General features: G+C 64.1%; 24 protein-coding genes. 14 read left to right on the top strand and 10 right to left on the bottom strand.

Going from position 1 to position 24,473, the window contains the following annotated elements:
* Positions 1-95 precede the first annotated feature (95 nt).
* Positions 96-1,019, bottom strand: coding sequence for a DUF72 domain-containing protein (locus KZJ38_RS35630; RefSeq protein ID WP_219801698.1), 924 nt, complete (start codon positions 1,017-1,019; stop codon positions 96-98).
* A 216-nt stretch (positions 1,020-1,235) separates the two neighbouring features.
* Here KZJ38_RS35630 and KZJ38_RS35625 point away from each other — a divergent pair, with 216 nt between their 5' ends.
* From KZJ38_RS35625 to KZJ38_RS35585, 9 genes are all read left to right on the top strand, one after another.
* Positions 1,236-2,645: a DUF2252 domain-containing protein gene (locus KZJ38_RS35625; RefSeq protein ID WP_219801697.1), complete on the top strand. Its 1,410-nt coding sequence runs from the start codon at positions 1,236-1,238 to the stop codon at positions 2,643-2,645.
* 110 nt (positions 2,646-2,755) lie between these two features.
* A complete protein-coding gene (locus KZJ38_RS35620) occupies positions 2,756-3,007 on the top strand; it encodes a GlsB/YeaQ/YmgE family stress response membrane protein (protein ID WP_219801696.1) in 252 nt (83 codons plus the stop codon).
* A 450-nt stretch (positions 3,008-3,457) separates the two neighbouring features.
* Entirely contained in the window at positions 3,458-4,252 is a 795-nt protein-coding gene (locus tag KZJ38_RS35615; protein WP_219803815.1) for an SDR family oxidoreductase, read from the top strand.
* Complete coding sequence (locus tag KZJ38_RS35610) at positions 4,249-4,485, top strand: oxidoreductase-like domain-containing protein (RefSeq protein WP_343223868.1); 237 nt, start codon at positions 4,249-4,251, stop codon at positions 4,483-4,485. The genes KZJ38_RS35615 and KZJ38_RS35610 overlap by 4 nt, the downstream gene beginning before the upstream one ends.
* Before the next feature lie 133 nt (positions 4,486-4,618).
* The gene (locus KZJ38_RS35605) at positions 4,619-5,476 is read left to right on the top strand and encodes an NAD-dependent protein deacetylase (protein WP_219801694.1); all 858 of its coding nucleotides are present in this window, start codon (positions 4,619-4,621) and stop codon (positions 5,474-5,476) included.
* Between the two features lie 102 nt (positions 5,477-5,578).
* Positions 5,579-6,190, top strand: a complete 612-nt coding sequence (locus KZJ38_RS35600; RefSeq protein ID WP_219801693.1) for a pyridoxamine 5'-phosphate oxidase family protein — start codon at positions 5,579-5,581, stop codon at positions 6,188-6,190.
* 35 nt (positions 6,191-6,225) lie between these two features.
* Complete coding sequence (locus tag KZJ38_RS35595; RefSeq protein WP_219801692.1) at positions 6,226-6,858, top strand: DUF938 domain-containing protein; 633 nt, start codon at positions 6,226-6,228, stop codon at positions 6,856-6,858.
* A 170-nt stretch (positions 6,859-7,028) separates the two neighbouring features.
* Positions 7,029-8,441 carry an NADP-dependent phosphogluconate dehydrogenase gene (gene gndA / locus KZJ38_RS35590; RefSeq protein WP_219801691.1) on the top strand — a complete coding sequence of 471 codons (1,413 nt, stop codon included), beginning with the start codon at positions 7,029-7,031 and terminating at the stop codon, positions 8,439-8,441.
* A gap of 309 nt (positions 8,442-8,750) precedes the next feature.
* Positions 8,751-9,041, top strand: coding sequence for a DUF4148 domain-containing protein (locus KZJ38_RS35585; protein ID WP_219801690.1), 291 nt, complete (start codon positions 8,751-8,753; stop codon positions 9,039-9,041).
* A gap of 208 nt (positions 9,042-9,249) precedes the next feature.
* Here KZJ38_RS35585 and KZJ38_RS35580 read toward each other — a convergent pair whose 3' ends face one another.
* Positions 9,250-9,990: a DUF2968 domain-containing protein gene (locus tag KZJ38_RS35580; protein WP_219801689.1), complete on the bottom strand. Its 741-nt coding sequence runs from the start codon at positions 9,988-9,990 to the stop codon at positions 9,250-9,252.
* A 100-nt stretch (positions 9,991-10,090) separates the two neighbouring features.
* A complete protein-coding gene (locus KZJ38_RS35575) occupies positions 10,091-10,411 on the bottom strand; it encodes a hypothetical protein (RefSeq protein WP_219801688.1) in 321 nt (106 codons plus the stop codon).
* Positions 10,412-10,597: 186 nt separating this feature from the next.
* On the opposite strand from KZJ38_RS35575, the gene KZJ38_RS35570 reads away from it, so the two are divergent.
* The 3 genes from KZJ38_RS35570 to ltaE all read left to right on the top strand — a co-directional run bounded on the left by KZJ38_RS35570 (position 10,598) and on the right by ltaE (position 13,171).
* On the top strand, positions 10,598-10,909 hold the full coding sequence (locus tag KZJ38_RS35570) for a cupin domain-containing protein (protein ID WP_219801687.1): 312 nt from the start codon (positions 10,598-10,600) through the stop codon (positions 10,907-10,909).
* Positions 10,910-11,249: 340 nt separating this feature from the next.
* On the top strand, positions 11,250-12,005 hold the full coding sequence (locus tag KZJ38_RS35565; protein ID WP_425518400.1) for a peptidoglycan DD-metalloendopeptidase family protein: 756 nt from the start codon (positions 11,250-11,252) through the stop codon (positions 12,003-12,005).
* A gap of 161 nt (positions 12,006-12,166) precedes the next feature.
* Positions 12,167-13,171: a low-specificity L-threonine aldolase gene (ltaE, locus tag KZJ38_RS35560; protein ID WP_219801686.1), complete on the top strand. Its 1,005-nt coding sequence runs from the start codon at positions 12,167-12,169 to the stop codon at positions 13,169-13,171.
* On the opposite strand, the gene KZJ38_RS35555 is transcribed toward ltaE, so the two are convergent.
* The 7 genes from KZJ38_RS35555 to KZJ38_RS35525 all read right to left on the bottom strand — a co-directional run bounded on the left by KZJ38_RS35555 (position 13,156) and on the right by KZJ38_RS35525 (position 21,558).
* Positions 13,156-14,604 carry an MFS transporter gene (locus KZJ38_RS35555; RefSeq protein WP_246642106.1) on the bottom strand — a complete coding sequence of 483 codons (1,449 nt, stop codon included), beginning with the start codon at positions 14,602-14,604 and terminating at the stop codon, positions 13,156-13,158. The two genes, ltaE and KZJ38_RS35555, sit on opposite strands and share 16 nt — an antisense overlap.
* A 310-nt stretch (positions 14,605-14,914) precedes the next feature.
* Entirely contained in the window at positions 14,915-15,823 is a 909-nt protein-coding gene (locus KZJ38_RS35550) for an SMP-30/gluconolactonase/LRE family protein (protein ID WP_219801684.1), read from the bottom strand.
* 85 nt (positions 15,824-15,908) lie between these two features.
* Positions 15,909-16,703, bottom strand: a complete 795-nt coding sequence (locus KZJ38_RS35545) for an FCD domain-containing protein (RefSeq protein ID WP_219801683.1) — start codon at positions 16,701-16,703, stop codon at positions 15,909-15,911.
* Positions 16,704-16,739: 36 nt separating this feature from the next.
* A complete protein-coding gene (locus tag KZJ38_RS35540) occupies positions 16,740-17,690 on the bottom strand; it encodes a 3-hydroxyacyl-CoA dehydrogenase (RefSeq protein ID WP_219801682.1) in 951 nt (316 codons plus the stop codon).
* 21 nt (positions 17,691-17,711) lie between these two features.
* Positions 17,712-18,764, bottom strand: coding sequence for an ABC transporter permease (locus KZJ38_RS35535; protein WP_219801681.1), 1,053 nt, complete (start codon positions 18,762-18,764; stop codon positions 17,712-17,714).
* Positions 18,761-20,302 carry a sugar ABC transporter ATP-binding protein gene (locus KZJ38_RS35530; protein ID WP_219801680.1) on the bottom strand — a complete coding sequence of 514 codons (1,542 nt, stop codon included), beginning with the start codon at positions 20,300-20,302 and terminating at the stop codon, positions 18,761-18,763. The genes KZJ38_RS35535 and KZJ38_RS35530 overlap by 4 nt, the downstream gene beginning before the upstream one ends.
* Before the next feature lie 2 nt (positions 20,303-20,304).
* The gene (locus tag KZJ38_RS35525) at positions 20,305-21,558 is read right to left on the bottom strand and encodes an ABC transporter substrate-binding protein (protein WP_219801679.1); all 1,254 of its coding nucleotides are present in this window, start codon (positions 21,556-21,558) and stop codon (positions 20,305-20,307) included.
* Between the two features lie 428 nt (positions 21,559-21,986).
* On the opposite strand from KZJ38_RS35525, the gene KZJ38_RS35520 reads away from it, so the two are divergent.
* Positions 21,987-23,465 carry a sugar ABC transporter ATP-binding protein gene (locus KZJ38_RS35520; RefSeq protein ID WP_219801678.1) on the top strand — a complete coding sequence of 493 codons (1,479 nt, stop codon included), beginning with the start codon at positions 21,987-21,989 and terminating at the stop codon, positions 23,463-23,465.
* On the top strand, positions 23,462-24,451 hold the full coding sequence (locus tag KZJ38_RS35515) for an ABC transporter permease (RefSeq protein WP_219801677.1): 990 nt from the start codon (positions 23,462-23,464) through the stop codon (positions 24,449-24,451). The genes KZJ38_RS35520 and KZJ38_RS35515 overlap by 4 nt, the downstream gene beginning before the upstream one ends.
* Positions 24,452-24,473: the final 22 nt, after the last annotated feature.

Genomic DNA, 24,473 nt, shown 5'->3' with positions numbered 1-24,473 from the left:
GTGACACAAAGCAGTGTGAGCGCGCCCGATGATCCGGCAGCCCGGAGCCGGACTGCGGCGCCTGCTATAAGCGCATCACGGAGCGACGCTCTCGCTCACCCAAACTCGAATCCTTCCCCGGAAGACCCCGCATAGCGCTGCCCGAGCAGCCTCATCATCGTCAGCCCGTTGCGCTGCGCCGAGTCTTCGAAGCAGTTGTTGAACACGACATCGGTCCGGTCTACCCGGCGCGCGATCTCGCGAATCGGAATGACCAGCTCTTCGAGCTCTTCATCGCTGTAGTCGTAATTGAAGCGTCCGGACGCAGTCGTGCTGCCCGACCAGGTCTCCGCATTGCGGCCATGCAATCGCACGATCGCGAGACGCGGCGACGTCGCTTCCCAGACCGTATGCGCGCGCGTCGCCACGTCGGGCGCATCCATCACCACGTGCACGAGCCCGTGCTCGCGTTCGAACGCGAGCGTCGACGCGCGGTGGCGGTCGTCGAACCAGCTTGCGTTGCGAAATTCGAATGCGGTCAGATAAGGTGCCATACGCTGCGCGCAATGCGCGACGTGCGCCTTGTCGCGCGACGCGGTGGTGATCCACGGCGCGAACTGGAACAGCACCGCGCCGAGCTTGCCGGCCGTGCGCAACGGTTCGAGCGCTTCAAAAAAACGCGCCCATAGCTCGTTAATGATGTCGGGCGGAATGTCCCGGTAATACAGGTTCTTTTTGCCCGTTTGCGGCAGCGCCTGCTGGATATCGGGCGGGAAGAATTTCGGCTCCGTCTGGTGCCCGGTAAAGAGCCGGAATGCCTTCATGTTGAACGTGAAGCCCGGTGGCGTGCGCTGCGCCCACAGCGCGCTATTGGCCGGGCTCGGCATCGCGTAGTACGACGCGTCGACCTCGACCATCGGGAAACGGTCGGCGTAAAAGCGCAAGCGCGCCTCCGCGCTCGTGCAGCCCTTCGGATAGAACTTGCCGGACTTGATCAGCGTGGCGTCCGTCCACGACGCGGTACCCACTTCGATCGACATGTTGCACTGCTCCCTCGGTCCTGGTGATGCCTGGTGGTGCCCCGGCGACCGGCTATCGCTTTTGCATCGTACTGCACAGCGTGCCCGCGCAGGGCGAGCTCAGGTTTGTCAAAGATGGTTAGCCAACGCTGACATCGCAATGATTGTTGCTAGAATTCGACAGGCTGAATTCAATGGCTATCCGCGGCACGTCGATCAACAAGAACGGAGAGGCGCATGAAGGGCAGCACCATCGCGGAACGGGAAGCCGCTGGCCGGGCCGCACGCGAGCAGTCGAAACGCTCGAGTCATCGCGCGGTCGGCGAGATCCGCCGCGACCCGATCGAACTGCTGCGGCAAAGCAGCGCCGGCCGCATCGAGCGGCTGATTCCGCTGCGCTACGGCCGCATGGCCGCTTCGCCGCTCGCCTTTTTACGCGGCAGCGCAATTCTGCAGTCGCACGATCTGGGCCAGCTGCCGCATACCTCGCTCGTGCAGCCCATCTGCGGCGATAGCCACCTGCTGAACTTCGGCGGCTTCGCGACACCCGAGCGTCAACTGATTTTCGACGTCGACGATTTCGACGAAACCGCGCACGGCCCGTTCGAATGGGATCTGAAGCGCCTCGTCGCGAGCTTTACCGTCGCTGCGCGGCAGCTCGGTCTCAGCCGCGGCGCCGCGCACGATACGGCGGTGTCGGCCGTGCTCCAGTACCGCGACCGCATGGCGCAATACGCGCAGTCCGGCGTGCTCGAACTCTGGTATGAGCGCATCACGTTCGACCGGATGATCGAAGCGGCGATGACGCCCGAAGCGCGCCGCCGGATTCGCCGCGGCATGGAAAAGGCCGTGACGCATACGCCGGAAGCCATGCTGGACAAGATCGCGGAGCGCGTCGACGGCCGCTTCGTGATGCGCGATATGCCGCCCGTGTTGTTTCATCTGGACGACGCGAACACGCTATTCACACCCGGCGACGACTGGTTCGGTATCGACGACTGGCATACGCTGATCGACGGCATGCTCGCCGACTATCTGCAGACGGTGCCGCCCGACCGGCGCTCGCTGCTCGACCGGTTCGCGATTCAGGATCTCGCGTTCAAGGTGGTCGGCGTCAGCAGCGTCGGGACGCGTTGCCTCATGCTGCTGGCCACCGATGCCACGGAAAAGCCGCTGTTTCTGCAATTGAAGGAAGCGCAGCCATCGGCCGTCGCGCGCTACTTCAAATCGAAGGAGCCGCGCCACGAAGGCGAGCGCGTCGTGCGCGGGCAGCAGATGCTGCAGGCGTCCAGCGACATTTTTCTGGGCTGGACCACGGGGCCCGGCGAGCGTCCGTTCTACGTGCGGCAAGTGCTCGACATGAAGCTGTCGCCGAATATCGAGCACGTCGACACCGAATTGCTCAACGGTTATGCGCGCCTGTGCGGCTGGGCGCTCGCGCGGGCGCACGCGAAAGCGAGCGGCAAGGCGCTTGAGATTGCCGCTTATATCGGACGCAACGATCAGTTCGCCGAGGCGTTGGCCCAGTACGCTTCTGCCTATGCGGACCAGGTCGAGCGCGACTACGATGCGTTCGTAAAGGCGTGCCGCAGCGGCGCGCTCGAAGCACGCACCGACGCAGATTTTGCCGCCGATTTCCGCAGATAGATTTGTTCGGTATGCGGACGCGCGAACCGGCGCACCGGCGCACCGGTAGTTTCACGGCACGCTGTGCCATTTGGCCACGACGCGTGGCTTTACTAAAGAGGGAGGTGCATATGCTTTCATTCATCGGGACGTTGATCGTCGGTTTGATCGTCGGCCTGATCGCGCGCGCGATCAAACCCGGCGACGACAAGATGGGCCTCATCATGACGATCATCCTCGGCATCGCCGGCTCGTTGATCGCGGGCTATATCGGGCGCGCCGCCGGGTGGTATGAGCCGGGGCAGGGTGCGGGATGGATCGCATCGGTGATCGGCGCGATCGTGCTGCTCGTTATTTACGGGTTGATCCGCAAACGCATGTAGTCGTGCGGTAGCCGCGTGGTAGCGGCACGCTTGCCGTGGGCGGACACTCGCAGTTGCCATAAAGGTTGTCATGCAGGGTTGTCGCGCAGTTGCGGCAGTTGCCGTGATTGCGTGGCACCGCGGCGCGCGTGGTGCCACGCATGCTTCTCTATGCGTTGCCGGCGAGACTGCGCGGTGCGTGCGAATCAGTCATCATGTGCCTCGTCAACGCCGCCGGTATGTGGTCATCGCGCCGCACACCGGCGGCGCTAGCATGCGCGATGCGTTTTTCGCGCAAATCCCACGCATGCATTGCGGCAAGGCCGTGCGCGAGGCTGCGCCATGAAGCTGCGTCATTGAACAGCGTCATGGCATGGCGCGCACGATCCATGCATCAGTCGAGCAGCGCTTGCTCAATCGAAGGAGGGCACAGTGGCTGAACATAGCGCGGACGATGTCCGCGAAGCACAGATGGCATTCGGCGCGCAGGATGCGCCGCGAACCCGGCAAACCTCGGTCGGCAAGGTCGCGCTCGTCACCGGCGCGGGCAGCGGCATCGGCCGCGCAACGGCGCGCAAGCTGCTCGAAAACGGCTATAGCGTCGTGCTGACGGGCCGCCGGCAACAGCCGCTCGACGAACTCGCGGCCGAGGCGCTCGCCAGCGGCTTCGATGCGTATGCGCACGCGTGCGACGTCGCCGATACGGACGGCGTCGCCGCGCTGTTCGATGCGATCCGCGGGCGCTACGGGCGGCTCGACGTGCTGTTCAACAACGCGGGACGCGGTGCGCCGCCGGTCGAAATCGACGCGCTTTCGATCGAAGACTGGCGCGCGGTCGTCGATACGAATCTCACGGGCGTGTTCCTCTGCACACGCGCCGCCTTCGCGATGATGAAAGCGCAGATGCCGCGCGGCGGGCGCATCATCAACAACGGCTCGATTTCCGCGCACGCGCCGCGTCCATACAGCATCGCCTATACGGCGACGAAGCACGCAATCACCGGACTGACGAAGTCTGTCTCGCTCGACGGGCGTCCGTACGACATCGTGTGCGGGCAGATCGATATCGGCAATGCGGCAACCGAGATGGCCGCGCGCATGGCGAAAGGCGTGCCGCAAGCGAACGGGCAGACGGCGATCGAGCCGCTGATGGATGTCGAGCATGTCGCCGACGCGGTGCTGCATATGACCGAATTGCCGCTGTCGGCGAATGTGCAGTTCATGACGATCATGGCAAGCAAGATGCCGTTTGTCGGCCGCGGGTGACGCCGACGGTGGGTGCAAGGGTGAATGCCGGAGCGAGCAGGTCGCGACGCCAGACCACACCGACGGTGCGCGACGACGATCCGCGGCCCGAACCGCCCGTACGTCCATCTGCGGACGACTGCTGCCGCAGCGGCTGCGACCCCTGTGTGTTCGATCTGTACAATGAGGCGCTGGAGCGCTATCACGCCGCGCTCGCCGCGTGGGAAAAGCGGCATGGCCCGCGTGCGCGATAGCGCGTATGCGAAAGCGTTTGCTATAGCGTTTGCAGGCTCGGTTAATGCGGTTCGAACGAACGCCGCGCTTTGCCCGCATCTCGCTCATGCCTTGTTCAAGCTTCGCTCGCGTATTGCCTTGCAGCCGCGCTTTATGACAGAACTTGCCGCCCCGCCGATCGAACCTGACACCCTCCATGCGCTGCACGACTTCGTCGCGCGCTATCCGCGCCTGTTCGTCTTGACAGGCGCCGGCATCAGCACCGATTCCGGCATTCCCGGCTATCGCGACGAAAACGGTCAATGGAAGCGCTCGCCGCCGATCACGCTGCAGGAGTTTCTCGGCGCTGATGCGTCGCGGCGCCGTTATTGGGCGCGCAGCATGGTCGGCTGGCCGGTGGTCGGCGAGGCGCAGCCGAACGCCGCGCACCATGCGCTCGCGCGGCTCGAAGCGGCCGGGCATATCACGGCGCTCGTGACGCAAAACGTCGACGGTTTGCATCAACGCGCCGGCAGTACGAATGTGATCGAACTGCACGGCAGTATCGGCGCGGTGACGTGTCTCGATTGCGGTACGCAGCATACGCGCGCATCGATTCAACAAATACTCGAAGCGGAAAACCCCGCGCTGCTCGAAGCGGAAGCGGAACCCGCCGCGGATGGCGACGCGCATCTCGAATGGCACGCGCTCGATACGTTTCGCGTGCCGGCCTGCACGCATTGCGGCGGGTTACTGAAACCGTCGGTGGTGTTCTTCGGCGAAAGCGTGCCGCGCGAGCGCGTCGATGCGGCGGCGCGCGCGCTCGATGAATCGGATGCGGTGCTCGTCGTCGGATCGTCGTTGATGGTGTATTCGGGTTATCGCTTTTGCGTGTGGGCGCAGCAGAAGGGCAAGCCGATCGCCGCGATCAATCTCGGGCTCACGCGCGCGGACCCGTTGCTGTCGCTGAAAATCACGGCGCCGTGCGCCGAAACGTTGATCGCGCTGGCGGCGCGGCTCGCGATCGATTGAAATGCCGCGACCTTTGCGTAATGAGGCAACACGGACGACACCGCATAAACGACGCCGCACAAACGACGCAACGCGAATGACGCACACCCGGGAGACAACACAATGTCGACGCTGACAACGCTCGAAGCCCTCGAAGCAATTTACGGCGCGCCGCACGAACGCTCGGTGCGCAAGGAAATCACGTTCGTCAACGAAGACTATCGCGCGTTTATCGAGTACGCGCCGCTCGTCATGGTCGCCACGAGCGGCCCCGAAGGGCTCGACTGTTCGCCGCGCGGCGATGCACCAGGCTTCGTGCGCATCGTCGACGAACACACGCTGGCGATTCCGGACCGCGTCGGCAATAACCGCATCGACAGCCTGCGCAATATCGTCGCGAATCCGCAGGTCGGCTTGCTGTTTATCGTGCCGGGCGTCGGCGAGACGCTGCGCGTGAACGGCCGTGCGCGCATCAGCGTCGATGACGAACTGCTCGACAGCTTTGCGGTGAACGGCAAACGGCCTCGCACCGTGCTGATCGTCGATATCGACGCGGTCTACTATCACTGCTCGAAGGCGCTCGTGCGTTCGAAACTGTGGGATCCGTCGCGCCATGTCGAGCGTTCGCGGCTGCCGAGCGCAGGCGAGATCCATCGCCGGCTGAACGGCCCGTCGTTCGACGCAGAGGCCTACGATCTCGATCTCGTGGAAAGACTGCGCACGAGCCTTTACTGATCCTTACCGAACGAACCTTCCCGGGCAAGACCGCCATGACGTCCACCGATTCGACCCACCGCACTGCCGACTTACGCGAGCACTCGCCGTCGGCCGAGCGCAATCGCGATGCGATTCTCGCCGTGCTGCGCACGGTGTTGCCGTCACGCGGCACTGTGCTCGAAATCGCAAGCGGCACAGGCCAGCATGCGATTCACTTCGCCGCGGCGTTTCCCGATCTCGACTGGCAGCCGAGCGACGCGGACCCCGGTGCGCGCGCATCGATCGAGGCATGGACGACGCTGAGCGGTCTGACGAATATCCGGCCGCCGCTCGATCTCGACGTTTGCCGCACGCCATGGGGCATCGAAGCGGCGCAAGCCATGCTCTGCCTCAACATGATCCATATCTCGCCGTGGGCGGCCACCGAAGGCTTGATCGACGGCGCATCGCGGGTGCTCGGCGAGCGCGGTGCGGTGCTGTTCCTGTACGGCCCATACCGGCGCAACGGCGCGCATACGTCACCGTCCAACGAAGCCTTCGATCAGCACCTGAAGGCTCGCAACCCGGCATGGGGCGTGCGCGACATGGAGGCGGTCGTGCAGCTTGCCGACACGGCGGGGTTCGCGTGCGACGAGCCGATTGCGATGCCTGCGAACAACTTCAGCCTCGTGTTCCGCAAACGCTGATGCATGCCGCAAGTCTCACGCATCACACTGGGTGGCGTGCGCCGTGCCGGAAGCGGTAATCCGAGCATGGCTCGTTCATTTCTTTTATTCTTTCATCCTTGACGCCGCGCGCGCCTCGCGCAACGCAGGTTCGTGCGGCTTGACGTCACCCGGAAATCTGGAGAACTCACATGGGCAAACAGGCAATCGGCGTAGTGGGGCTAGCGGTCATGGGCCGCAATCTGGCGCTCAACATCGAAAGCCGCGGTCACGCGGTTTCCGTGTTCAACCGGACGCGCGAGAAAACCGACGAACTGATCGCCGAGTTTCCCGACCGCAAGCTGGTGCCGACTTTCACAATGGAAGAATTTGTCGCGTCGCTTGAAAAACCGCGCCGCATTCTGCTGATGGTCAAGGCCGGCGCGCCGACCGATGCAACGATCGCCGCGCTGCAGCCGCTGCTTGAAAAAGGCGACATTCTGATCGACGGCGGCAACACGCATTTCACCGACACGATCCGCCGCAATCAGGATCTCGCGAAAGCGGGGCTGCATTTCATCGGCACGGGCGTGTCGGGTGGCGAGGAAGGCGCACTGAAAGGCCCGTCGATCATGCCGGGCGGCCAGCGCGATGCGTACGACCTCGTGGCGCCGATCCTTACCGAAATCGCCGCGAAGGCGCCTGACGACGGCGAGCCGTGCGTCGCGTATATGGGACCGGACGGCGCGGGGCACTTCGTGAAAATGGTGCACAACGGCATCGAATATGGCGATATGCAGCTGATCGCCGAGAGCTACGCGGTGCTCAAGCAGGTGCTCGGGCTGTCGAACGAGGAACTGGGCCGCGTCTATACCGAGTGGAACAAGGGCGAACTCGACAGCTATCTGATCGAAATCACGTCGAAGATCTTCAGCAAGAAGGACGACGTGACTGGAAAGGACCTCGTCGACATCATTCTCGATCGCGCCGCGCAAAAGGGCACGGGCAAGTGGACGAGCCAGAATGCGCTCGATCTCGGCGCACCGCTGCCGCTGATTACCGAAGCTGTATTTGCGCGCGTGCTGTCGTCGCTGAAGGACCAGCGCGTCGCCGCGAGCAAGGTGCTTGAAGGGCCGAAGACGAAGCCGTTTGCGAGCGACCGCGAAGCGTTTGTCGAAGCGGTGCGCCGCGCGCTGTACTTCAGCAAGGTGATTTCGTACGCACAGGGCTTTGCGCAATTGCGCGCGGCGTCCGAAGAGTACAAGTGGGATCTCGACTACGGCACGATCGCGAAGATTTTCCGGGCGGGGTGCATCATCCGCGCGCGCTTCCTGCAGAAGATCACCGATGCCTATAAGAAGGACAAGGCGTTGGCGAATCTGCTGCTCGACCCGTACTTCCGCGATATCGCGGCGAACTATCAGGGCGCGCTGCGCGATGTCGTGACGGCGGCAATCGCGGCGGGCGTGCCGGTGCCGGCGTTCTCGTCGGCGATCGCGTACTTCGACGGCTATCGCTCCGAGCGGCTGCCGGCGAATCTCGTGCAGGCGCAACGCGACTTCTTCGGCGCGCATACGTTCGAGCGCATCGACAAGGCGGGCAGCTTCCACGCTGAATGGGCGTAAGCGGCCGGTTCGTCCGGCAGGTGGGTTCGCTCGCGCTGCTCTCGCGGCGTGAGCGCAAAGACGGCGGTGCCACTGATGGGTGGCGCCGCCGTTTTTTCTCCTGCAGGCCGTTTTAGGCAATTATTGTTGCACTGCAAAATAGAAGATAAGAAAAATCATTATTTGACGGAGCAATTATTGCGAAAATAGAAATGCTGTATCGACGGACTAGGTATTTACCCTAGGGCGTCACTTCCGTAGACTTCTATCAACGCCTCGAACTGATGTTCCCGGCACAACCGAAAAACAAGGTCTCGGAGGTTATAAGTCATGAAAAAGCTGATCCCGGCAGTACTCGTCGCCACGCTTCTGGCCGCTCCCGTTGTTTCGTTCGCGCAGTCTTCGCAGTCGAACCAGCCGCTGACCCGCGCACAAGTGCGTGCGGAACTGGTCGCGCTGGAAAACGCCGGCTATGACCCCCTGAGCGACCGTCAGGAATATCCGCGCAACATCCAGGCAGCCGAAGCGCGCCTGCAAGCGCAACAGGCACAAAATGCGGCGCACGGCGATACGAGCGGCTACGGTGCGCAAGCGGGCGGTACGTCGCAAGCCGGTCACTGAATACGGAAGTGACTGCCGGCGCGGCGAGCCCATGCCGCCGTGCTAGCAAAACAGAATGAAGAAGGACGCCGGCCAGAGCAATCTGGCCGGCGTTTTTCATGCGCGCCGTGTGCTCGTCTCGTGCCTGCACTGACGACGCATGGACGACGCATGGACGAGCGACGCATGCTCGACCGCACATCCGCGCGCCCGCCGCACTAGTCGTCCGCTATCGGCTCGTCAAATGCGGCACGCCATCGTGCGCGGCCAGATCGAGTTGATGAATCTGCCGGTGCACCTTGTTCAGCTGCGCCTGCGCCGCGACGCGCTGCGCTTCGAGTTGCGCCACCTCGCGGCGTACCTGATGCTGGCGGCTCGTCACCGCCTGCTCCTGCGTCGCCGATCGCTGCAACGCCTTGCGCAACTGCTCGGCCTGCGCTTCCGATTGCGCGATCATCTTCGTCAACTGCTCGTTCTGCGCTTCGAGCTGCACGCGCCGCGTTTGCCCATCGGCAAGACGCATCGCCTGCTGTTCGAACTGGTGGAAGATGCCTTGCGCCGCATCGAGGTCGTTCGCTCGCAAAGCACGCCAGGGGGTGCCGTCCTGATACAGCGCGACGTAGTACTTCAACTCCTTGGCGTGAAACAGCAGGCTCACCGAATAGTCGAACGCGCGAAACACGCGAAACGGCGTTACCGCGCCGGCTTCGACGAGCCATTCGATTTCCCCGGGGTCGGCGAAGTGTGCGACGCGGCCATTCGACTGCGATGGCATTGCGGGCATCGGATGCAAGGTCGCGACCGGCCGCACGGGCCGTTCGGCCGCGTGCCCCGGGCCAGCGGCGGGCGCATCGTGCACCGGCGCATCGACAATCGCATCGGCCGATAAAGACGGATTGCGGTCGATGCGCACCAGGTGCGCAATGCCATCGGCGGGCAGCGCGCGGCGCCGGTTCAGAAGCAGCTTCAAGGCGTCACCTCCATATTCGTGCGGATAGCTAACTAATGGGTCGATGCTGCAACGTAAGGAGACTTTTTCCGGTTCAAATGGTTTGGGGTGAGGTGGGGCGTTAGTGCAGTGTGCGTTGTGGGCGCGTGATTTCTTCGAATAGCGCGTGGCTCGGTTCGAGTGCGAAGAGCCATGATTCGTCGTAGCCGCTCAAGGTATCGAGCGCATCGCGCAGACGTTCAATCGCGACGGCGGGAATCTCGACGGTGGCCTCGACGCCGCTCGAGAGACGCGACACGCTGGCAAGCTGCACGAGCGCGTCAGCGGCCTCGGCGACATCCGCTGCGAACACCAGATGCGTGTTCAACAGTTCGACGAGACTGCGCGACGAGGCGACCTCGTCGACGCTGAGCTGCACAGCCAGAAACATGGCTTTGTTCATGCTCGAACTCCTCATGGACAGGACATTGTGGCGGCTTGCTCGCCCGCTGTGCACTGCGGCAGCTTGATCCAGTATAGGCGAGAGGCGGGTGGAAGCAATGGTCGCACGAATCCGGAGGCGGCGGGCGTCGACCTTTGCGGCCCTATAATGTGCGGGCCCGCAACATCATCGTCAGGCCTGGCTATCATGAAGATCATTCGCAGCCGCAGCTTTACCGCTGAACGCCCTTGGGGTGCGCTCGATATCGCGAACATGAACGGCATCACGACGCGTCTGCATTGGACCGATCAACCATACAAGTGGCATATCAACGACGGCGAAGAAGTGTTCGCGGTGCTCGATGGCCGCGTCGAAATGCGCTACCGCGAAAACGGCGTCGAACAGTCGACGATGCTTGACACCGGAGATGTATTTCATGCGTCGGTCGGCACTGAGCACGTCGCGTACCCGGTGGGCGAGGCGCGTATTCTCGTCGTCGAATCAGAAGGCAGTGTCTAGCTCGGGAAGGGCTGCGAAAGCGGCAGCGGCACTCAATTGATCTGCAATGCAAACGATACGTTCCGCACGGAAGGCACGATGATCGAGGCAAGCCGAACGGATTGATCGCCGGTCCGACATTCTCGACATGCGCGAGAAACACGCGAGCCACGCGACAGACTCGACAGACTCGACAGACTCGACAGACTCGACAGACGCGCCGCAAGCGTGCAGAAACGCCCGACAGCGACACCGCTAAAAGTTCACGAAGTTCGTACGCCGCCGCGCGTGACGATTCCCGTCAAGCAACGGCATAATGGTTCTTCAACGTTTGTTTCGGACCGCGTCGAGGATCATAAAAATGACCGGCAAGTGGCATACCGCACATACGCAAGTCTGGATGCGTCGGGTTTTCCTTTCGATGACGACGATGCTCGCCGCATGCTCGTCGTTTACGCCGCCGTGGGAGAGCACGCCGCCGCCCACCACCATTGGCGCGCGAACCACCGGCGGCGCCGCGTCGACCGGCGTGCCGGCGGGGTTCTATCGCGTGAATCCCGGCGATACGCTGCAAAGCATCGCGGGCGCGTTCGGCCAGCGTCCGCAAGATATCGCGACCTGGAACGGCATGAGCACGGAGACGTTGGTCACGCCGGGCCAGGTGTTGCGCGTGTCGCCGCCGTCGCTCACACCGGGCGCGGGCGCGGTGCCGCCTGTCGGCGCGCCGCAGGCGCCTTCGTCGGCCGCCGCGCAGCAGGGTGTCCTGACATGGCCATTGCGCGGGCCGATACTGAAGCGCTTCGTGCCCGGCAAGACGAACGGCATCGTGATCGGCGCGCGCGTCGGCGAAACGGTCAGGGCGGCCGCAGGCGGGCGCGTGGTCTATGCGGGCACTGGCATTCCCGCGTACGGGCCGCTCGTCATCATCAAACATAACGATTCGCTGATCACCGCGTATGGTCAGAACAGCAAGCTGCTCGTGCAGGAAGGCGAGGCCGTCACGCAAGGCCAGCCGGTCGCCGAGGCCGGTCAGGACAGCAACGGCGTCGGCTCGATCCAGTTCGAAGTGCGCCAGGACGGCCGCCCGGCCGATCCGCTTGCATGGCTGCCGCGCTAGTCGTTGGCCGTTGTTTCGCGAACCGCACGAATCAAGCCGCGCGAATCACCTAGGCTTACGCCCGGTTCGCATCGTTAAGAATTGATACACTCGCGCATTCAAGTCATGTGCGCGGCGCCTCATGGGCGCCGCGACTTCCGCCATCCTTACAGGAAAAGTCCATGATCGATTTGCGCAGCGATACCGTTACCCGGCCGGGCAAGGCCATGCTCGCCGCGATGGCGTCGGCCGAAGTTGGCGACGACGTCTGGGGCGACGACCCGACCGTCCTGCGCCTGCAGGCGACCGTCGCCGAGCGCGCCGGCAAGGAGGCGGGGCTGTTCTTCCCGAGCGGCACGCAAAGCAACCTCGCGGCCTTGATGGCGCATTGCGCGCGCGGCGACGAATATATCGTCGGCCAGGCCGCGCACACGTACAAGTACGAAGGCGGCGGCGCGGCGGTGCTCGGCAGCATCCAGCCGCAGCCGCTCGAAAACGCGCTCGACGGATCGTTGCCGCTCGACAAGATCGCCGCGGCGATCAAGCCGATCGACAATCACTTCGCGCGCACGCGTCTGCTTGCGCTGGAAAACACGATCGGCGGCAAGGTGCTGCTCGCGGGCTACGTTGCCGAGGCGACCCAGTTCGCACGCAGTCGCGGGCTCGCGACGCATCTGGACGGCGCGCGCGTCTGCAACGCGGCGGTCGCGTCGCAAAAGCCGATCGAGGCGCTGTGCGCGCCGTTCGACTCGGTGTCGATCTGCTTTTCGAAGGGGCTTGGTGCGCCGGTCGGTTCGGTGCTGGTCGGCAGCAAGGCGCTGCTCGAGAGCGCGCATCGCTGGCGCAAGGTGCTTGGCGGCGGCATGCGGCAAGCGGGTGTGCTCGCGGCCGCTTGCCTGTACGCGCTCGAGCATCACGTCGAGCGTCTCGCCGAAGATCACGACAACGCTGCGCATCTGGCCGCCGGCCTCGCGCAGATCGGCGGGATCAAGGTTCAGTCGCAGGCCACCAACATGGTGTTCGCGCACATTCCGCAGGAGCATTGCGCGCCGCTCGAAGCCTTCCTGAAAGAGCGCGGCATCCTGACGCAAATGTTGTACGCGTCGCGCTTCGTCACGCATATGGACGTGTCGCGTGCCGATATCGACACGTTTCTCGCCGCCGTGAAGGATTATTTCGCGCGCTGATTGACCGGTTTCACCGATGCCACGGCTTGCGTATAAGGCTGCGCGGGCTGCGGCTGCGGAGACTGCGACAGCGTTTCGGCGCCCTCGCGTTGCTTCGCGCGATGCGACGGCGCGAACAGCCGCAAGCCGCTGACGATACTCGCGGCGCCTGCGAATACGGCGCCTGTCGCGAGCGCGACGGTCGGCCCATGACGACCCGCAACGCCGAAGCTCAACGCGACGAGCGCGGCGCCCGTGGTCTGCCCGAGCAGGCGCGCGGTCGCGATGATGCCGCTGGCGCCGCCGCTGCGTTCGCGCGGCGCGCTCGCCATAATCGCCTTGAGGTTCGGCGACTGGAAAAAGCCGAAGCCGGCACCGCACAGACACATCCGTAGCGTGATGTCGAGCACCGACGGATGCGGCGGCAGCAGCGCGAGCGACACCATGCCCGCGCTCAGCACGGCAAGACCGATCGCGCCGAGCAGACCTGGCGGATAGCGGTCCGACATCCGGCCGGCGAACGGCGCGGCGATCGCCACGACCACCGACCACGGCGTCATCAGAAAACCCGTTTCAACCTGACTGCGCTGCAGAACCGTTTCGAAGTAAAACGGCAGCGACACGAACGCGAGCCCTTGCGCCGCGAACGAACAGACCGCGGTCACCGCCGACAGCGTGAACACCGGTCGCTTGAACAGATCGACGGGCAGCATCGGCGCCGGGTGTCCCGCCTCGCGCTTCACCATCAACGCGCCAAACACGAGCGCAATGGCCGCCGCGGTCAGTACGACCGGCGTCGACGCGCGCTGCGTCGCTTCCGCGAGCGCGAAAATCAGCGCGGCAAACATGACGACGTTGAGCACCGCCGCGACCGGATCGAACTGATGCTTGCCGCGCGCGGTTTTGGGCAAGCCAGGCAGCGCAAACGAAATGGCGAGGATGCCGAGCGGCACGTTGACCGCGAATAGCCAGGGCCAGTCCGCCACCGACAGAATCAGCGAAGCGACCGTCGGACCCGCGGCGAACGACACGCCGACGACGAGCGCGTTCAGGCCGAGCCCGCGCCCGAGCCGATGCGGCGGATAAAGCGTTTGAATCAACGCCGAATTGACGCCCATGATGGCCGCGGCGCCGACCCCCTGCGCGACGCGCGCGATGGCGAGAAACACGAGACTCGGCGACAGCGCGCAGCCCAGCGAAGCCACGGTGAAAAGCGCAATGCCGCTGATATACACACGCCGATGGCCGATGATGTCGCCGAGCGCGGCGAGCGGCAGCAGCGTCGAGACCATCGCGAGCTGATACGCGTTGATGATCCACACCGACGCCGCCGGTTTCGCGTGCAAATCGGCGCCAATGGCCGGTAGCGCGGTGTTGGCGATCGCGGTGTCGATCGACGCGAGCGAGACGGACAGCATGATCGCGACGAGCGCGAAGCGCAGGCCGGTCGACATCGGTTGATCGGCGACGCGGGTGGGATCGGGGGCGGGGTCGTGGGCGGACAAAACCGGGCTCTGCATGAAGTGGCGGGGGGCGAACCGGCGCTCGATCGGAACACTCGATCGGAATACGAAGCGGCGGCGCGGCGCGAATTCGCAATTGTTGCAGACACGCGGAATTCTTGCTCGATCACACACATCGAGTGCGCGAGGTGACGACGCGATGAAAGGTTGTTGCAAGCGAAGCTTTTGTTCAGCGCGCGCCTCGCCGCGGCGGCGCCGAACGGTTTGCCGATGGGGTTTACCGATAAGCCGCTATCGACGCTTAAGGTATCTGAACACCGCGAGTGTTGACGAATACCGCATGCAAGGCAGAGGTCGCCGCGATGAACAGGCGGTTACGCTTCGGTCCGCCGAACGTCACATTGGCCACAGTCTCGGGTGTCAGGATCTTGCCAATCAATTTTCCCGACGCGTCGATGCAGTGCACACCGTCGCCGGCGGCCACCCACAGGTTACCGTCCTCGTCGAGCCGGAAGCCGTCGGGCACGCCCGGATCGATCGTCGCAAACACGCGACCGTTCGTCAGTTTCCCGCCATCCGTCACGTCGAACACGCGAATGTGATGCGGCGCGTCGGGTGCGTGCGAGCGGCCGGAATCCGCGATGAACAGCTGGCGTTCATCCGCGGAAAACGCGAGCCCGTTGGGCTTGACGAAATCGTCGGTGACGGCCGCGATTTCGCCCGTTTGCGGATCGCAGCGATACACGTGGCATCCGCCTATTTCACTCTCGGCCTTGTGCCCTTCGTAGTCGGTCAGAATGCCGTAGGGCGGATCGGTAAACCAGACGCTGCCGTCGGACTTGATCACCACATCGTTCGGCGAATTCAGCCGCTTGCCGCCCACGCGCTCGGCGAGCACCGTGATCGTGCCATCCGGTTCGGTGCGCGTGACGCGCCGGTTGCCGTGTTCGCAACTGACGAGCCGCCCCTGACGGTCGCGCGTATTGCCGTTTGAAAAGCCCGACGGATAGCGGAATACGCTGACCTCTCCGGTCTCTTCTTCCCAGCGCAGCATCCGGTTGTTCGGAATATCGCTGAGCAGCAGATAGCGGCCATCCGCGAAGTACACCGGACCCTCGGCCCAACGCATGCCCGTATGGAGCGTCTCCAGTGCGCACACCGGAATGATGTACTGCATGAAGCGCGGATCGATCGCTTCGAAATAAGCCATGACTGTGTCTCCGTTGTTATGACCGTGGCCGTTCCGGCCGCTTTGCCTGCGATTGCGCGCGCTATTCCTCGCGTTGTTCCTCGCGCTATTCTTTTTTCTTGCCGGTTTTTTCCGGGGGCTGCGCGACATCGTCCACTGCCGCGCCTTGCGGACGCGGCGCGTGCTTGCCTCGCACATCCCAGTAAAACGCTTCGACATGGGTCAGATGCGTGCGCATGACCTGCTCGGCCCGGTCCGGATCGCGCGCGGCGATCGCATCGAAAATGCGTGCGTGGCAGTCGATTGCCGCGGACAGCGCATCGTGATGCCGCAGCGATGTATAGCGCTGGTTCTGCAGCACGCTAAGCACGCTGCGATACAGCGCGTCGATCAGCGGATTGTGCGCGAGGCTCGCAATACCGAAGTGAAACGCGTCGTCGGTTCTCGCGAACGTGTCCATGTTGTCCGCGGCCGCTTCATTGTCGCGCAGCAGTTGCTCGAGACGCTTGAGGTCGTCGACCGACGTCCATCGGCAGGCTTCGCGCGCGAGCGCCACTTCCGTGAAAAGCCTCGTTTGCTGAAACTGCTGCATGCCGCGCGGCGTCGATGCGAAGAGCAGCGCCGCCCCCGACAGATGCTCGAGCAGCTCGCTTGGGTCGGGCTCGACGACACGCGCGCGCTCGCCCGCGCTCACCGAAATCAATCCCTTCTTGTTGAGCCACAGGAGCGCCTCGCGCACGGCTGGCCGGCCGACACCGAAGCGTTCCATCAGCTCACGTTCGGAGGGCAAAGCATCGCCCACGCCGACTTCGCCCGACAGGATCATCGCTTCCAGATGCTGGGCGACCTGATCGAACAGGCGCTGGCGTTTGATCGTGAACGGGGAGGCGGGTGTGGACATAAAGTGCTCGCAATAGCGGGGGATAAACCTCCTATGCTACACGCTCCCTTCTTTGCCGAGCACGCTGCGCTTGGCGGCGACGAACGCGGCGAGGCACCGGTCGCGCCATGCGCGGCGCGCGGGCAGCGCATCGGCCGGCGTCACCGCGCGGCGCTGCTGCTCGATGGCCGTGACGAGCTGCGGTCCCCATTCGCGCGGGTCCGCCTGCTCTTTCGCGAGGCCGTAGTACATCGGCCCCAGGTTGCGGCAATATTCGGCCACGCCTTGCTGCGCATTCAGATCGATGGTCTCGAACGGACCCATAAAAAACCAGCGCAAGCCGAGGCCGTCGGCCACCGCCTTGTCGACATCGGCCACGCTCAGCACGCCGTCTTCGACGAGCCGGAACGCCTCGCCGAGCAGCGCGCTTTGCAGCCGGTTCACGACGAACCCGTTGACCTCGCGCGACAGACGGATCGGCGCCTGGCCGACCTGCTCCATCAGCTTTGCGGCGCGCTCGAGCACGGCCGGATCGGTCCACGGCGCCGGCACCAGTTCGACGAGCGGAATCAGATGCGGCGGATTGATCGGATGCACGACGAGGCAGCGCGCGCGCGTCGCGAGATGATCGGTGAACGACGAAGCCGGTAGGCCCGATGTCGAACTCGCGAGTACGACATCGGGCGCGGCAAGCGTATCGAGCCGCTGATACAGCTCGCGTTTGATCTGCACGCGCTCGGGCGCGCTTTCCTGCACATAGTCGGCATCAGTAAGCGCCTCTTCGAGGGTCGCGCATGGATGCAGCCTCGCGCAGACCGTGTCGGCGCTTTCGCTGCCGCCAAGCCCCTGTTTTGCGAGACTGCCGATCGACTCGCGCACGAACGCAAGCGTGTGCTGCACGGCGGCGGGCGCCGCGTCCCACACGGCGACGTCGAAGCCGGCACGCGAAAAAACGAGGGCCCACGACGAGCCAACTACTCCACATCCGATTACCGCAATCCGCGTCATAAGCGATCCACTCCAGAAAGATTAGCTGGCCGCATTCACGGCCGCTTTACGGCGACGGATAGCCGCGTACACGGACAGCGCGACTGCCACGATCAGAATGCCGCCGTTGAAGAAATATTCGACATAGAACGGCGCGCCCAGCTGCTGCACGCCCGAAAACGAGAACGCGACGATCAGGATCGCGAGCAGCGTGCCGCCGACGTTCACACGCCCCGGCCGGATCGACGTCGCGCCGAGCAGCGACCCGGCGAATGCCGGCAGCAAATATTCAGCGCCGACCGAGGGCGTGCCCGAACGCAGAATGCTGCCGAGCAGCACGCCCGCGATGCCGCACAACAGCCCCGATGCGGCGAAGGCGCTGCTGATGTAGCTGCCGGTGCGCAGGCCGGAGAGTTCCGCCGCGCGTGCGTTCGAGCCGATCACATAGAGGCTGCGTCCGACCGGCAGCCGCTCGAGCACGATCCACAGCACGATCGCGACCACGGCGACATAGACGGCGGGCAGCGGCACATAGCCCAGCACCTGCGACAGATTCGAAAAGCTGTCGGGCAGATTGAAGCCGGCGATCTGCTGGCCGCCCGTGTACCAGTTCGATACGCCGTAGAGCAGCGAGCCCATGCCCATCGTCGCGATAAACGAATCGATCTTGAAGCGCGTAACGAGAATGCCGTTGATCAGGCCGACCACCGCGCCGATTGCGATGACGAGCACGGCGGCGATGGGCCACGACATCCCGTTGTTGACCTGAAAGCCGATTACGAGCACCTGCGCCATGCCCACGTGATAGCCGACCGACAGATCGAAGCGTCCGGTCGCGAGCGGCAGCATCACCGCGAACGCGAGCAGCGCCGTCACCGACTGGCTCGTCAGCAGGTTGCCGATATTGCCGCTGCTCAGAAACGTGTCCGGCCGCAGCGCGGAAAACACGATCAGAACGAGCGCGAACACGAAAATCAGCCCGTAATTCGCGAACAGGTCGGCCGCGCGTTTCGCGGCCGTGGGCGGCGGCCTGTGCGGCGCCGCCGGCCCGCTTGCGCTGTTCGATTCGACGCCGTTTCCGCTGGTGCTGTTCATACGTTATCCGAAAGGTAAGTCGAGTCGTGCGTGCCGGGTCCGCGTTCGCCTAGGGACGAGCGCGCGATCAGCGCATCCATCGTCAAGGCGCGGCCGGCGAGTTCCGCGGCGACGCGGCCGCGGTCGATCACCAGGGCGCGGTCGCAGACGGCCGCGACTTCCTCGAGATCCGACGACACGACGATCACGGCCGCGCCGTCCGCTGCCGCTTTGCGCAGCATTTGATGAATCGACAGCTTGGCGCCGATATCGACGCCGGCGGTGGGTTCCTCGAGAATCACCACCCGCGCACGCGCTTCGAGCCAGCGCGCGAGGCACACCTTCTGCTGGTTACCGCCGCTGAGCCAGTCGATCAGCGAGCCCGGATTGCGTGGCCGCACGTCGAACTGCTCGAGACGCGCATGCACGGTCTGCCGCTCGATCGCAGGGGCGCGCGGTTGCCAGAGACTGCGCGCCATGATGAGTGGATTGGGAAACAGGTTTTCGGCGAGCGTCATGCCCGGAAACGTGCTCTCGCGCATGCGGTCGCCGGCGAGCAGCACGATGCCCGCGCGGATGCGCGCGCCGATGTCTCTCGTGCGCGGCAGGGCGCGGCCGTCGAGCACGATGCGACCCGCATCCGCGGCGAGCGCGCCGAAGATCGCGCGGCCCGCGGCTTCCTGACCGCCGCCGCGCAAGCCGACGAGGCCGAGTACTTCGCCCGGGCTCGCTTCGAACGACAGCGGCCCGCGGCCTTCGACCACGAGGTCCTCGACGCGCAGTACCGCCGGCTGCCGGGCCGCATCGTGACGCGCGATCTCGACGCTTTCGAGCGGACGGCCGAGCATCTGCGCGATCAGCTGCTCCGGCTTCGTGTCGCGAATCGCCGTCGTATGCACGTGGCGGCCGTCGCGAAACACGGTCACGCGGTCTGCGAGACCAAACAGTTCGTTGAGCCGATGCGACACGTAGATGATGCTGGTGCCCGCGTCGCGCAGACGCCGGATCGCTTCGAAGAGCCGCTGCGCATCGGCTTCGGGCAGGGCGGCGGTCGGCTCGTCGAGCACGAGCGCGCGCGGCTTGCCCGCGAGGCTGCGCACGATACCGAGAATCGCCTTTTCCGCGAGGCTCAGCGTGACCACCAGCCGTTCGGGATCGGGTGGTTCGACGTTCATCGCCGCGTATAGCGGCGCGACCTGGCGCATCACCGCCTGCCAGTCGATGAGCCCGCGCTTGCGCGGATAACCGGCGATCAGCGCGATATTCTCGCCGACGCTCAGATCGTCGACGAGCGCGAGATCCTGGTGAACGAAGGCGAGCGGCAAGGCATCGACGGCAGGATCGATGGTCTTGCCGTCGAGCAGTATCTCGCCGCCGTCGGCCTGATAGACGCCCGCGAGAATCTTGATGAAGGTCGATTTGCCGGCACCGTTCTCGCCGATCAGCGCGTGAATCTCACCCGCGCGCAAGTCGAACGACGCGGCGTCGAGCGCAAGCGCGCCGAAGAAACGTTTGGTGATACCGCGCGCCGCGAGCAGCGGCACGGTGCCGGACGTCATCGCTAGCCTCCGCTCTTGCCGCCGCAGGCCGTGTTCGTGCCGCGCCAGATGTTCTGGTAGTGGCATGCGAAGCCGTTGCTCGGAATGAACTCATTGTTCTTGCCGCCTTCGGCATCGGCGTTTTCTTTCGTGACGAGATAAGTCGGCTGCACGAACTTCGACGGCGGTTCGCCGGCCATCGCGCGCACGATCGAGTCCACCGCCTCATAACCGAACAGCGTGCTCGGTTCCGGGACGGTCGCGACTTCGTATTCGCCTTTGCGGATCATGTCGTAGGCGGACGGCGGCCCGTCCGAGCCGACCAGATGCACTTCGTCGGGCTTCACGCCCGAGGCGCGCAACGCCGACGCAACGTACGGATAGAAGTTGTCGCAGCAGGTGGTACCCCACCAGCCCTTGCCCTGATTCGCGACGATGCCGGAGATCACCGCCGGAATCCGGCGCGTCTGGTCGGCGATCGGAATGTTCACCATGTCGATGAACTTGCAGCCGCTGCATGCCTTGATCGGATCGGTCGCTGCCTCGGCCTTGAAACGCGCAATCGCGAAGCTGTTGTCGAGGAAGTGCAGGGCTTTGGCCGTACCGTTCGATTCGGCGATCACATAGGCCGCTTGCGTCTCGCCGATTTCAGCGGGATTCGACGAGATGTTGTTGTACAGGCCGAGCTTCGGATCGGGGCCCGGGAACGCGGTCGCGTGAATGCCGATCACCGGAATGTGCTGCGCCACGGCCTGCTTGATCGGGCCTTGCAATGCGCTGGCGTCGGCTGACGTCACGATTGCGGCCGGCTTGCTCGCGACGGCCTGTTGCATCGCGGAGAGCGTGCCGGTCACGGTGCCCTGGCCGTTCAGCACGACGGCGTTCCAGCCCAGTGCCTTGGCCGCTTCGGTGACGCCTCGGCCCCAGTTGACGAACGACACGTACGACTGGTCCGCCGACACGTAGACGATGGTCAGCGGTTTGGTCGATGCGCGCGGACCGCTGGTCGGTCCTTTCCATTCGGTTTGCGCCTGCGTGCGTTCCTTGACGATGGCTTTCGCTTCGTCGACGGAAATCGTCTTGCGGATTTGCGGTTGCGGCCATGCGTCATAGGGCGTCGCGCGCGTTGGCGTTTGTGCGAACGCGTGGCCGGCCGCCAGCAATCCGCCGCAAAGGAACGCGCACGTAAGCATGGCGGACCCGCGCCACCCGCCGCGCGTGCTGAAGTTGCGGCCCGTCACCGGGTATGGCCGCGCACCGTTGATGTTCGACAGCATGACGTCTCCTCAGTGGGTCGCCATCACGGCGACGTTTATTCATCACTTCGCACGCTTGGTAGCTGTTCAACCAGTATGACAAGTTGATATGTCGGCAGTCAGCAGTGTTTACCCCCATGGGGATAAATGCGCGTGCGTTGTACTTCTGAAGAGCACTTACGCCCGATGAATGCGTCACGGCGCATCGATCATATGTTCGATATAGATCAAATTCTCATTGATTTAGGGCGAAAGAAGCAGTCTTCAAGGTCGCGGGAATCTCCTGCTACTAGGCTGAACTTGCGATAAGCGAAGATGAAAGCCGCCCAGACGGCCATTGCCCCTGCGGGTTTACCATCTGATGCCGAAGATTGACACCCTTTTGCCTGCCCACTACGATAGCGCTCGATTGATCAATTGTTCATTGATGAGCAAATGATGGAGCGAGGATGAGCGATCTGTTACTCGAGGCGAGCGGTTTGCAAAAGGCTTTCGACGGCGTTCCCGCGCTCGCAGACGGTCGCTTGAGCCTGCATCGCGGAAGCGTCCACGCACTGTGCGGCGGCAACGGCGCCGGCAAGTCGACCTTCCTCAGCATCCTTATGGGCATCCTCGAGCGCGATGCGGGCACGGTTCTGCTCAACGGGCGCGAGGTCAACTTCCGGTCGCCGGCCGACGCGCTCGCCAACCGGATCGCGATCATCACGCAGGAGCTCACGCCGATCCGCGGCATGACGGTGGCCGAGAACCTCTATCTCGGACGCGAGCCGAAGCGAGCCGGCGTGCTCGTGAAGTTCAACGCGCTTGCACGCAAGGCGCAGGATCTGCTCGACCGGCTCGGCTTCGCGATCGATGCGCGCGCAACCGTCGACTCGCTGAGCCTCGCGCAAATCCAGCTCGTGGAAATCGCCAAGGCGTTTAGCCGCGAGTGCGACGTCATGATCATGGACGAGCCGACCTCCGCGATCGGCGAATCGGAAACCGAGGTGCTGTTCAATGCGATCCGCAGCCTGACCGCGCAGGGCACCGGCATCATCTATGTGACCCATCGCCTCTCCGAAGTATTCCGGATTGCTGACCGATACACGGTGTTTCGCGACGGCCGCTATGTCGACAGCGGGCGCATTGCCGATATCGACCGTTCTTATCTGGTCAGCACCATCGTCGGGCGCAAGCTCAATCAGAGCGAGAAAAAGCGCCGGCCTACCGGGCAGATCGTGCTCGAAACCACGGGCCTGTCGCGCAACACCGAGTTCGAGGATATTTCGCTGTCGGTCAGCGCCGGCGAAGTGCTCGGCATCTACGGACTGATGGGATCGGGCCGCAGCGAGTATCTGAATTGCCTGTACGGGCTCACCGATGCGCAGGATGGCGAAGTGAAATTCAAAGGGCGTCGTCTTCCGTCGGGCAGTCCGCGCAAGGCGATCCGCGCCGGTCTCGCGCTCGTCACCGAAGATCGCAAGGAAACCGGCCTGATTCTGTCTTCGTCGGTGCGCGACAACATTTCATTGTCTGCGTATCCGTCGCTGTCGCGCTTTTCGCTGATCGATGGACGCAAGGTCAAAACGCTTGTGCGCTCGATGATCGAGCGCATGCGCATCAAGACCGCCTCGGCCTCGCTGCCCGTCTCGTCGATGAGCGGCGGCAACCAGCAGAAGGTCGTGCTGGCCCGCTGTCTGTCGACCGGGCCCGTCTGCCTGCTGTGCGACGAGCCGACGCGCGGCATCGACGAAGGCGCGAAGCGCGAGATTTACCAGTTGCTCGACGATTTCGTCGCGCAAGGCGGCGCGGCCATTGTCGTGTCGTCGGAAGCACAGGAAGTACTCGACGTCAGCGATCGCATCGCCATCTTCAAGTCAGGGCGGTTGGTCTCCGTGATCGACGGCCATCTCTCCAGCCAGGAAGATCTTCTGCACCTCGCGTCATGAATACACAACTCTCACCTTCCGTCAGCGTTCCCGCGCAACAGAGCCGCGCCGCGCAGATGCATCAGCTGTACCGGCGCTACGGCATTCTCGCGGTGCTGGTCCTGCTGTGCATCGTGCTGTCTTTCGCGAACCAGTACTTCCTGACGTGGGGCAACATTGCCGACGTCCTGCGACAGACTTCGATCAACGGGATTCTCGCCGTCGGCATGACCTATGTCGTGTTGACCGGCGGCATCGATCTGTCGGTCGGCTCGACACTCGCGCTGGCCGGTATGGTCAGCGCGAGTGTCGTGACCGGCGCGCATCCGCACGGTATCGCACTCGGGCTGCTGGCGGGCCTGCTGGTCGGCGCGGCGGTCGGCGCGGTCAACGGCATTGTGGTCGCGCGGCTCGCGGTTCCATCGTTCGTGGCCACGCTCGGCATGCTGAGCGTCGCGCGCGGGCTGACCTTCATCTACAACGACGGCATGCCGATCGCCGATCTGCCCGACGGCTACCTGAGCGCGGGCACCGGCACCTTCGCCGGCGTACCCGTTCCGGTGATCGTGTTCGTGCTGGTCGTGCTGCTGTTCTGGTTCGTGCTGCGCTACACCACCTACGGCCGCTACGTCTACGCGGTCGGCGGCAACGCGAAGAGTGCAAAAACGAGCGGCATTTCGACCAGCAAGATCATCTTTTCGGTGTACGTGATAGGCGGTCTGCTTGCGGGACTCGCCGGCATCGTGCTGGCCGCGCGCACGACCTCGGCGCTGCCGCAGGCAGGCCTGTCGTACGAGCTCGATGCGATCGCCGCGGTCGTGATCGGCGGCACGAGCCTCTCGGGCGGTTCGGGTTCGCTGGGCGGCACGGTGGTCGGCGCGCTGCTGATCGGCGTGATCAACAACGGTCTGAATCTGCTCGGCGTGTCGTCCTATTACCAGCAGGTCGTGAAAGGCGTGATCATCGTCGGGGCCGTTCTGCTCGATGTATCGCGCAAGAAGCAGTGACGCAGTACTTAACAACAATCCC

It is taken from the genome of Paraburkholderia edwinii, assembly GCF_019428685.1.
In the GTDB taxonomy this organism is placed as follows: Bacteria; Pseudomonadota; Gammaproteobacteria; order Burkholderiales; family Burkholderiaceae; genus Paraburkholderia; species Paraburkholderia edwinii.
Note: the sequence above shows the minus strand (reverse complement) of the source record. Positions and strands in the feature narration are given on the sequence as shown.

Excerpts from the sequence above, each read along its gene's own strand:
- KZJ38_RS35630 (WP_219801698.1), bottom strand. The coding sequence starts at position 1,019 with ATGTCGATCGAAGTGGGTACCGCGTCGTGGACGGACGCCACGCTGATC.
- KZJ38_RS35520 (WP_219801678.1), top strand. The coding sequence starts at position 21,987 with ATGAGCGATCTGTTACTCGAGGCGAGCGGTTTGCAAAAGGCTTTCGAC.
- KZJ38_RS35605 (WP_219801694.1), top strand. The coding sequence starts at position 4,619 with ATGACAGAACTTGCCGCCCCGCCGATCGAACCTGACACCCTCCATGCG.
- gndA (WP_219801691.1), top strand. The coding sequence starts at position 7,029 with ATGGGCAAACAGGCAATCGGCGTAGTGGGGCTAGCGGTCATGGGCCGC.
- KZJ38_RS35555 (WP_246642106.1), bottom strand. The coding sequence starts at position 14,604 with ATGTCGACCGGCCTGCGCTTCGCGCTCGTCGCGATCATGCTGTCCGTC.
- KZJ38_RS35565 (WP_425518400.1), top strand. The coding sequence starts at position 11,250 with ATGACCGGCAAGTGGCATACCGCACATACGCAAGTCTGGATGCGTCGG.
- KZJ38_RS35585 (WP_219801690.1), top strand. The coding sequence starts at position 8,751 with ATGAAAAAGCTGATCCCGGCAGTACTCGTCGCCACGCTTCTGGCCGCT.
- KZJ38_RS35595 (WP_219801692.1), top strand. The coding sequence starts at position 6,226 with ATGACGTCCACCGATTCGACCCACCGCACTGCCGACTTACGCGAGCAC.
- KZJ38_RS35620 (WP_219801696.1), top strand. The coding sequence starts at position 2,756 with ATGCTTTCATTCATCGGGACGTTGATCGTCGGTTTGATCGTCGGCCTG.
- KZJ38_RS35625 (WP_219801697.1), top strand. The coding sequence starts at position 1,236 with ATGAAGGGCAGCACCATCGCGGAACGGGAAGCCGCTGGCCGGGCCGCA.
- KZJ38_RS35535 (WP_219801681.1), bottom strand. The coding sequence starts at position 18,764 with ATGAACAGCACCAGCGGAAACGGCGTCGAATCGAACAGCGCAAGCGGG.
- KZJ38_RS35545 (WP_219801683.1), bottom strand. The coding sequence starts at position 16,703 with ATGTCCACACCCGCCTCCCCGTTCACGATCAAACGCCAGCGCCTGTTC.
- ltaE (WP_219801686.1), top strand. The coding sequence starts at position 12,167 with ATGATCGATTTGCGCAGCGATACCGTTACCCGGCCGGGCAAGGCCATG.
- KZJ38_RS35525 (WP_219801679.1), bottom strand. The coding sequence starts at position 21,558 with ATGCTGTCGAACATCAACGGTGCGCGGCCATACCCGGTGACGGGCCGC.
- KZJ38_RS35570 (WP_219801687.1), top strand. The coding sequence starts at position 10,598 with ATGAAGATCATTCGCAGCCGCAGCTTTACCGCTGAACGCCCTTGGGGT.
- KZJ38_RS35575 (WP_219801688.1), bottom strand. The coding sequence starts at position 10,411 with ATGAACAAAGCCATGTTTCTGGCTGTGCAGCTCAGCGTCGACGAGGTC.
- KZJ38_RS35530 (WP_219801680.1), bottom strand. The coding sequence starts at position 20,302 with ATGACGTCCGGCACCGTGCCGCTGCTCGCGGCGCGCGGTATCACCAAA.
- KZJ38_RS35550 (WP_219801684.1), bottom strand. The coding sequence starts at position 15,823 with ATGGCTTATTTCGAAGCGATCGATCCGCGCTTCATGCAGTACATCATT.
- KZJ38_RS35540 (WP_219801682.1), bottom strand. The coding sequence starts at position 17,690 with ATGACGCGGATTGCGGTAATCGGATGTGGAGTAGTTGGCTCGTCGTGG.
- KZJ38_RS35600 (WP_219801693.1), top strand. The coding sequence starts at position 5,579 with ATGTCGACGCTGACAACGCTCGAAGCCCTCGAAGCAATTTACGGCGCG.
- KZJ38_RS35615 (WP_219803815.1), top strand. The coding sequence starts at position 3,458 with ATGGCATTCGGCGCGCAGGATGCGCCGCGAACCCGGCAAACCTCGGTC.
- KZJ38_RS35515 (WP_219801677.1), top strand. The coding sequence starts at position 23,462 with ATGAATACACAACTCTCACCTTCCGTCAGCGTTCCCGCGCAACAGAGC.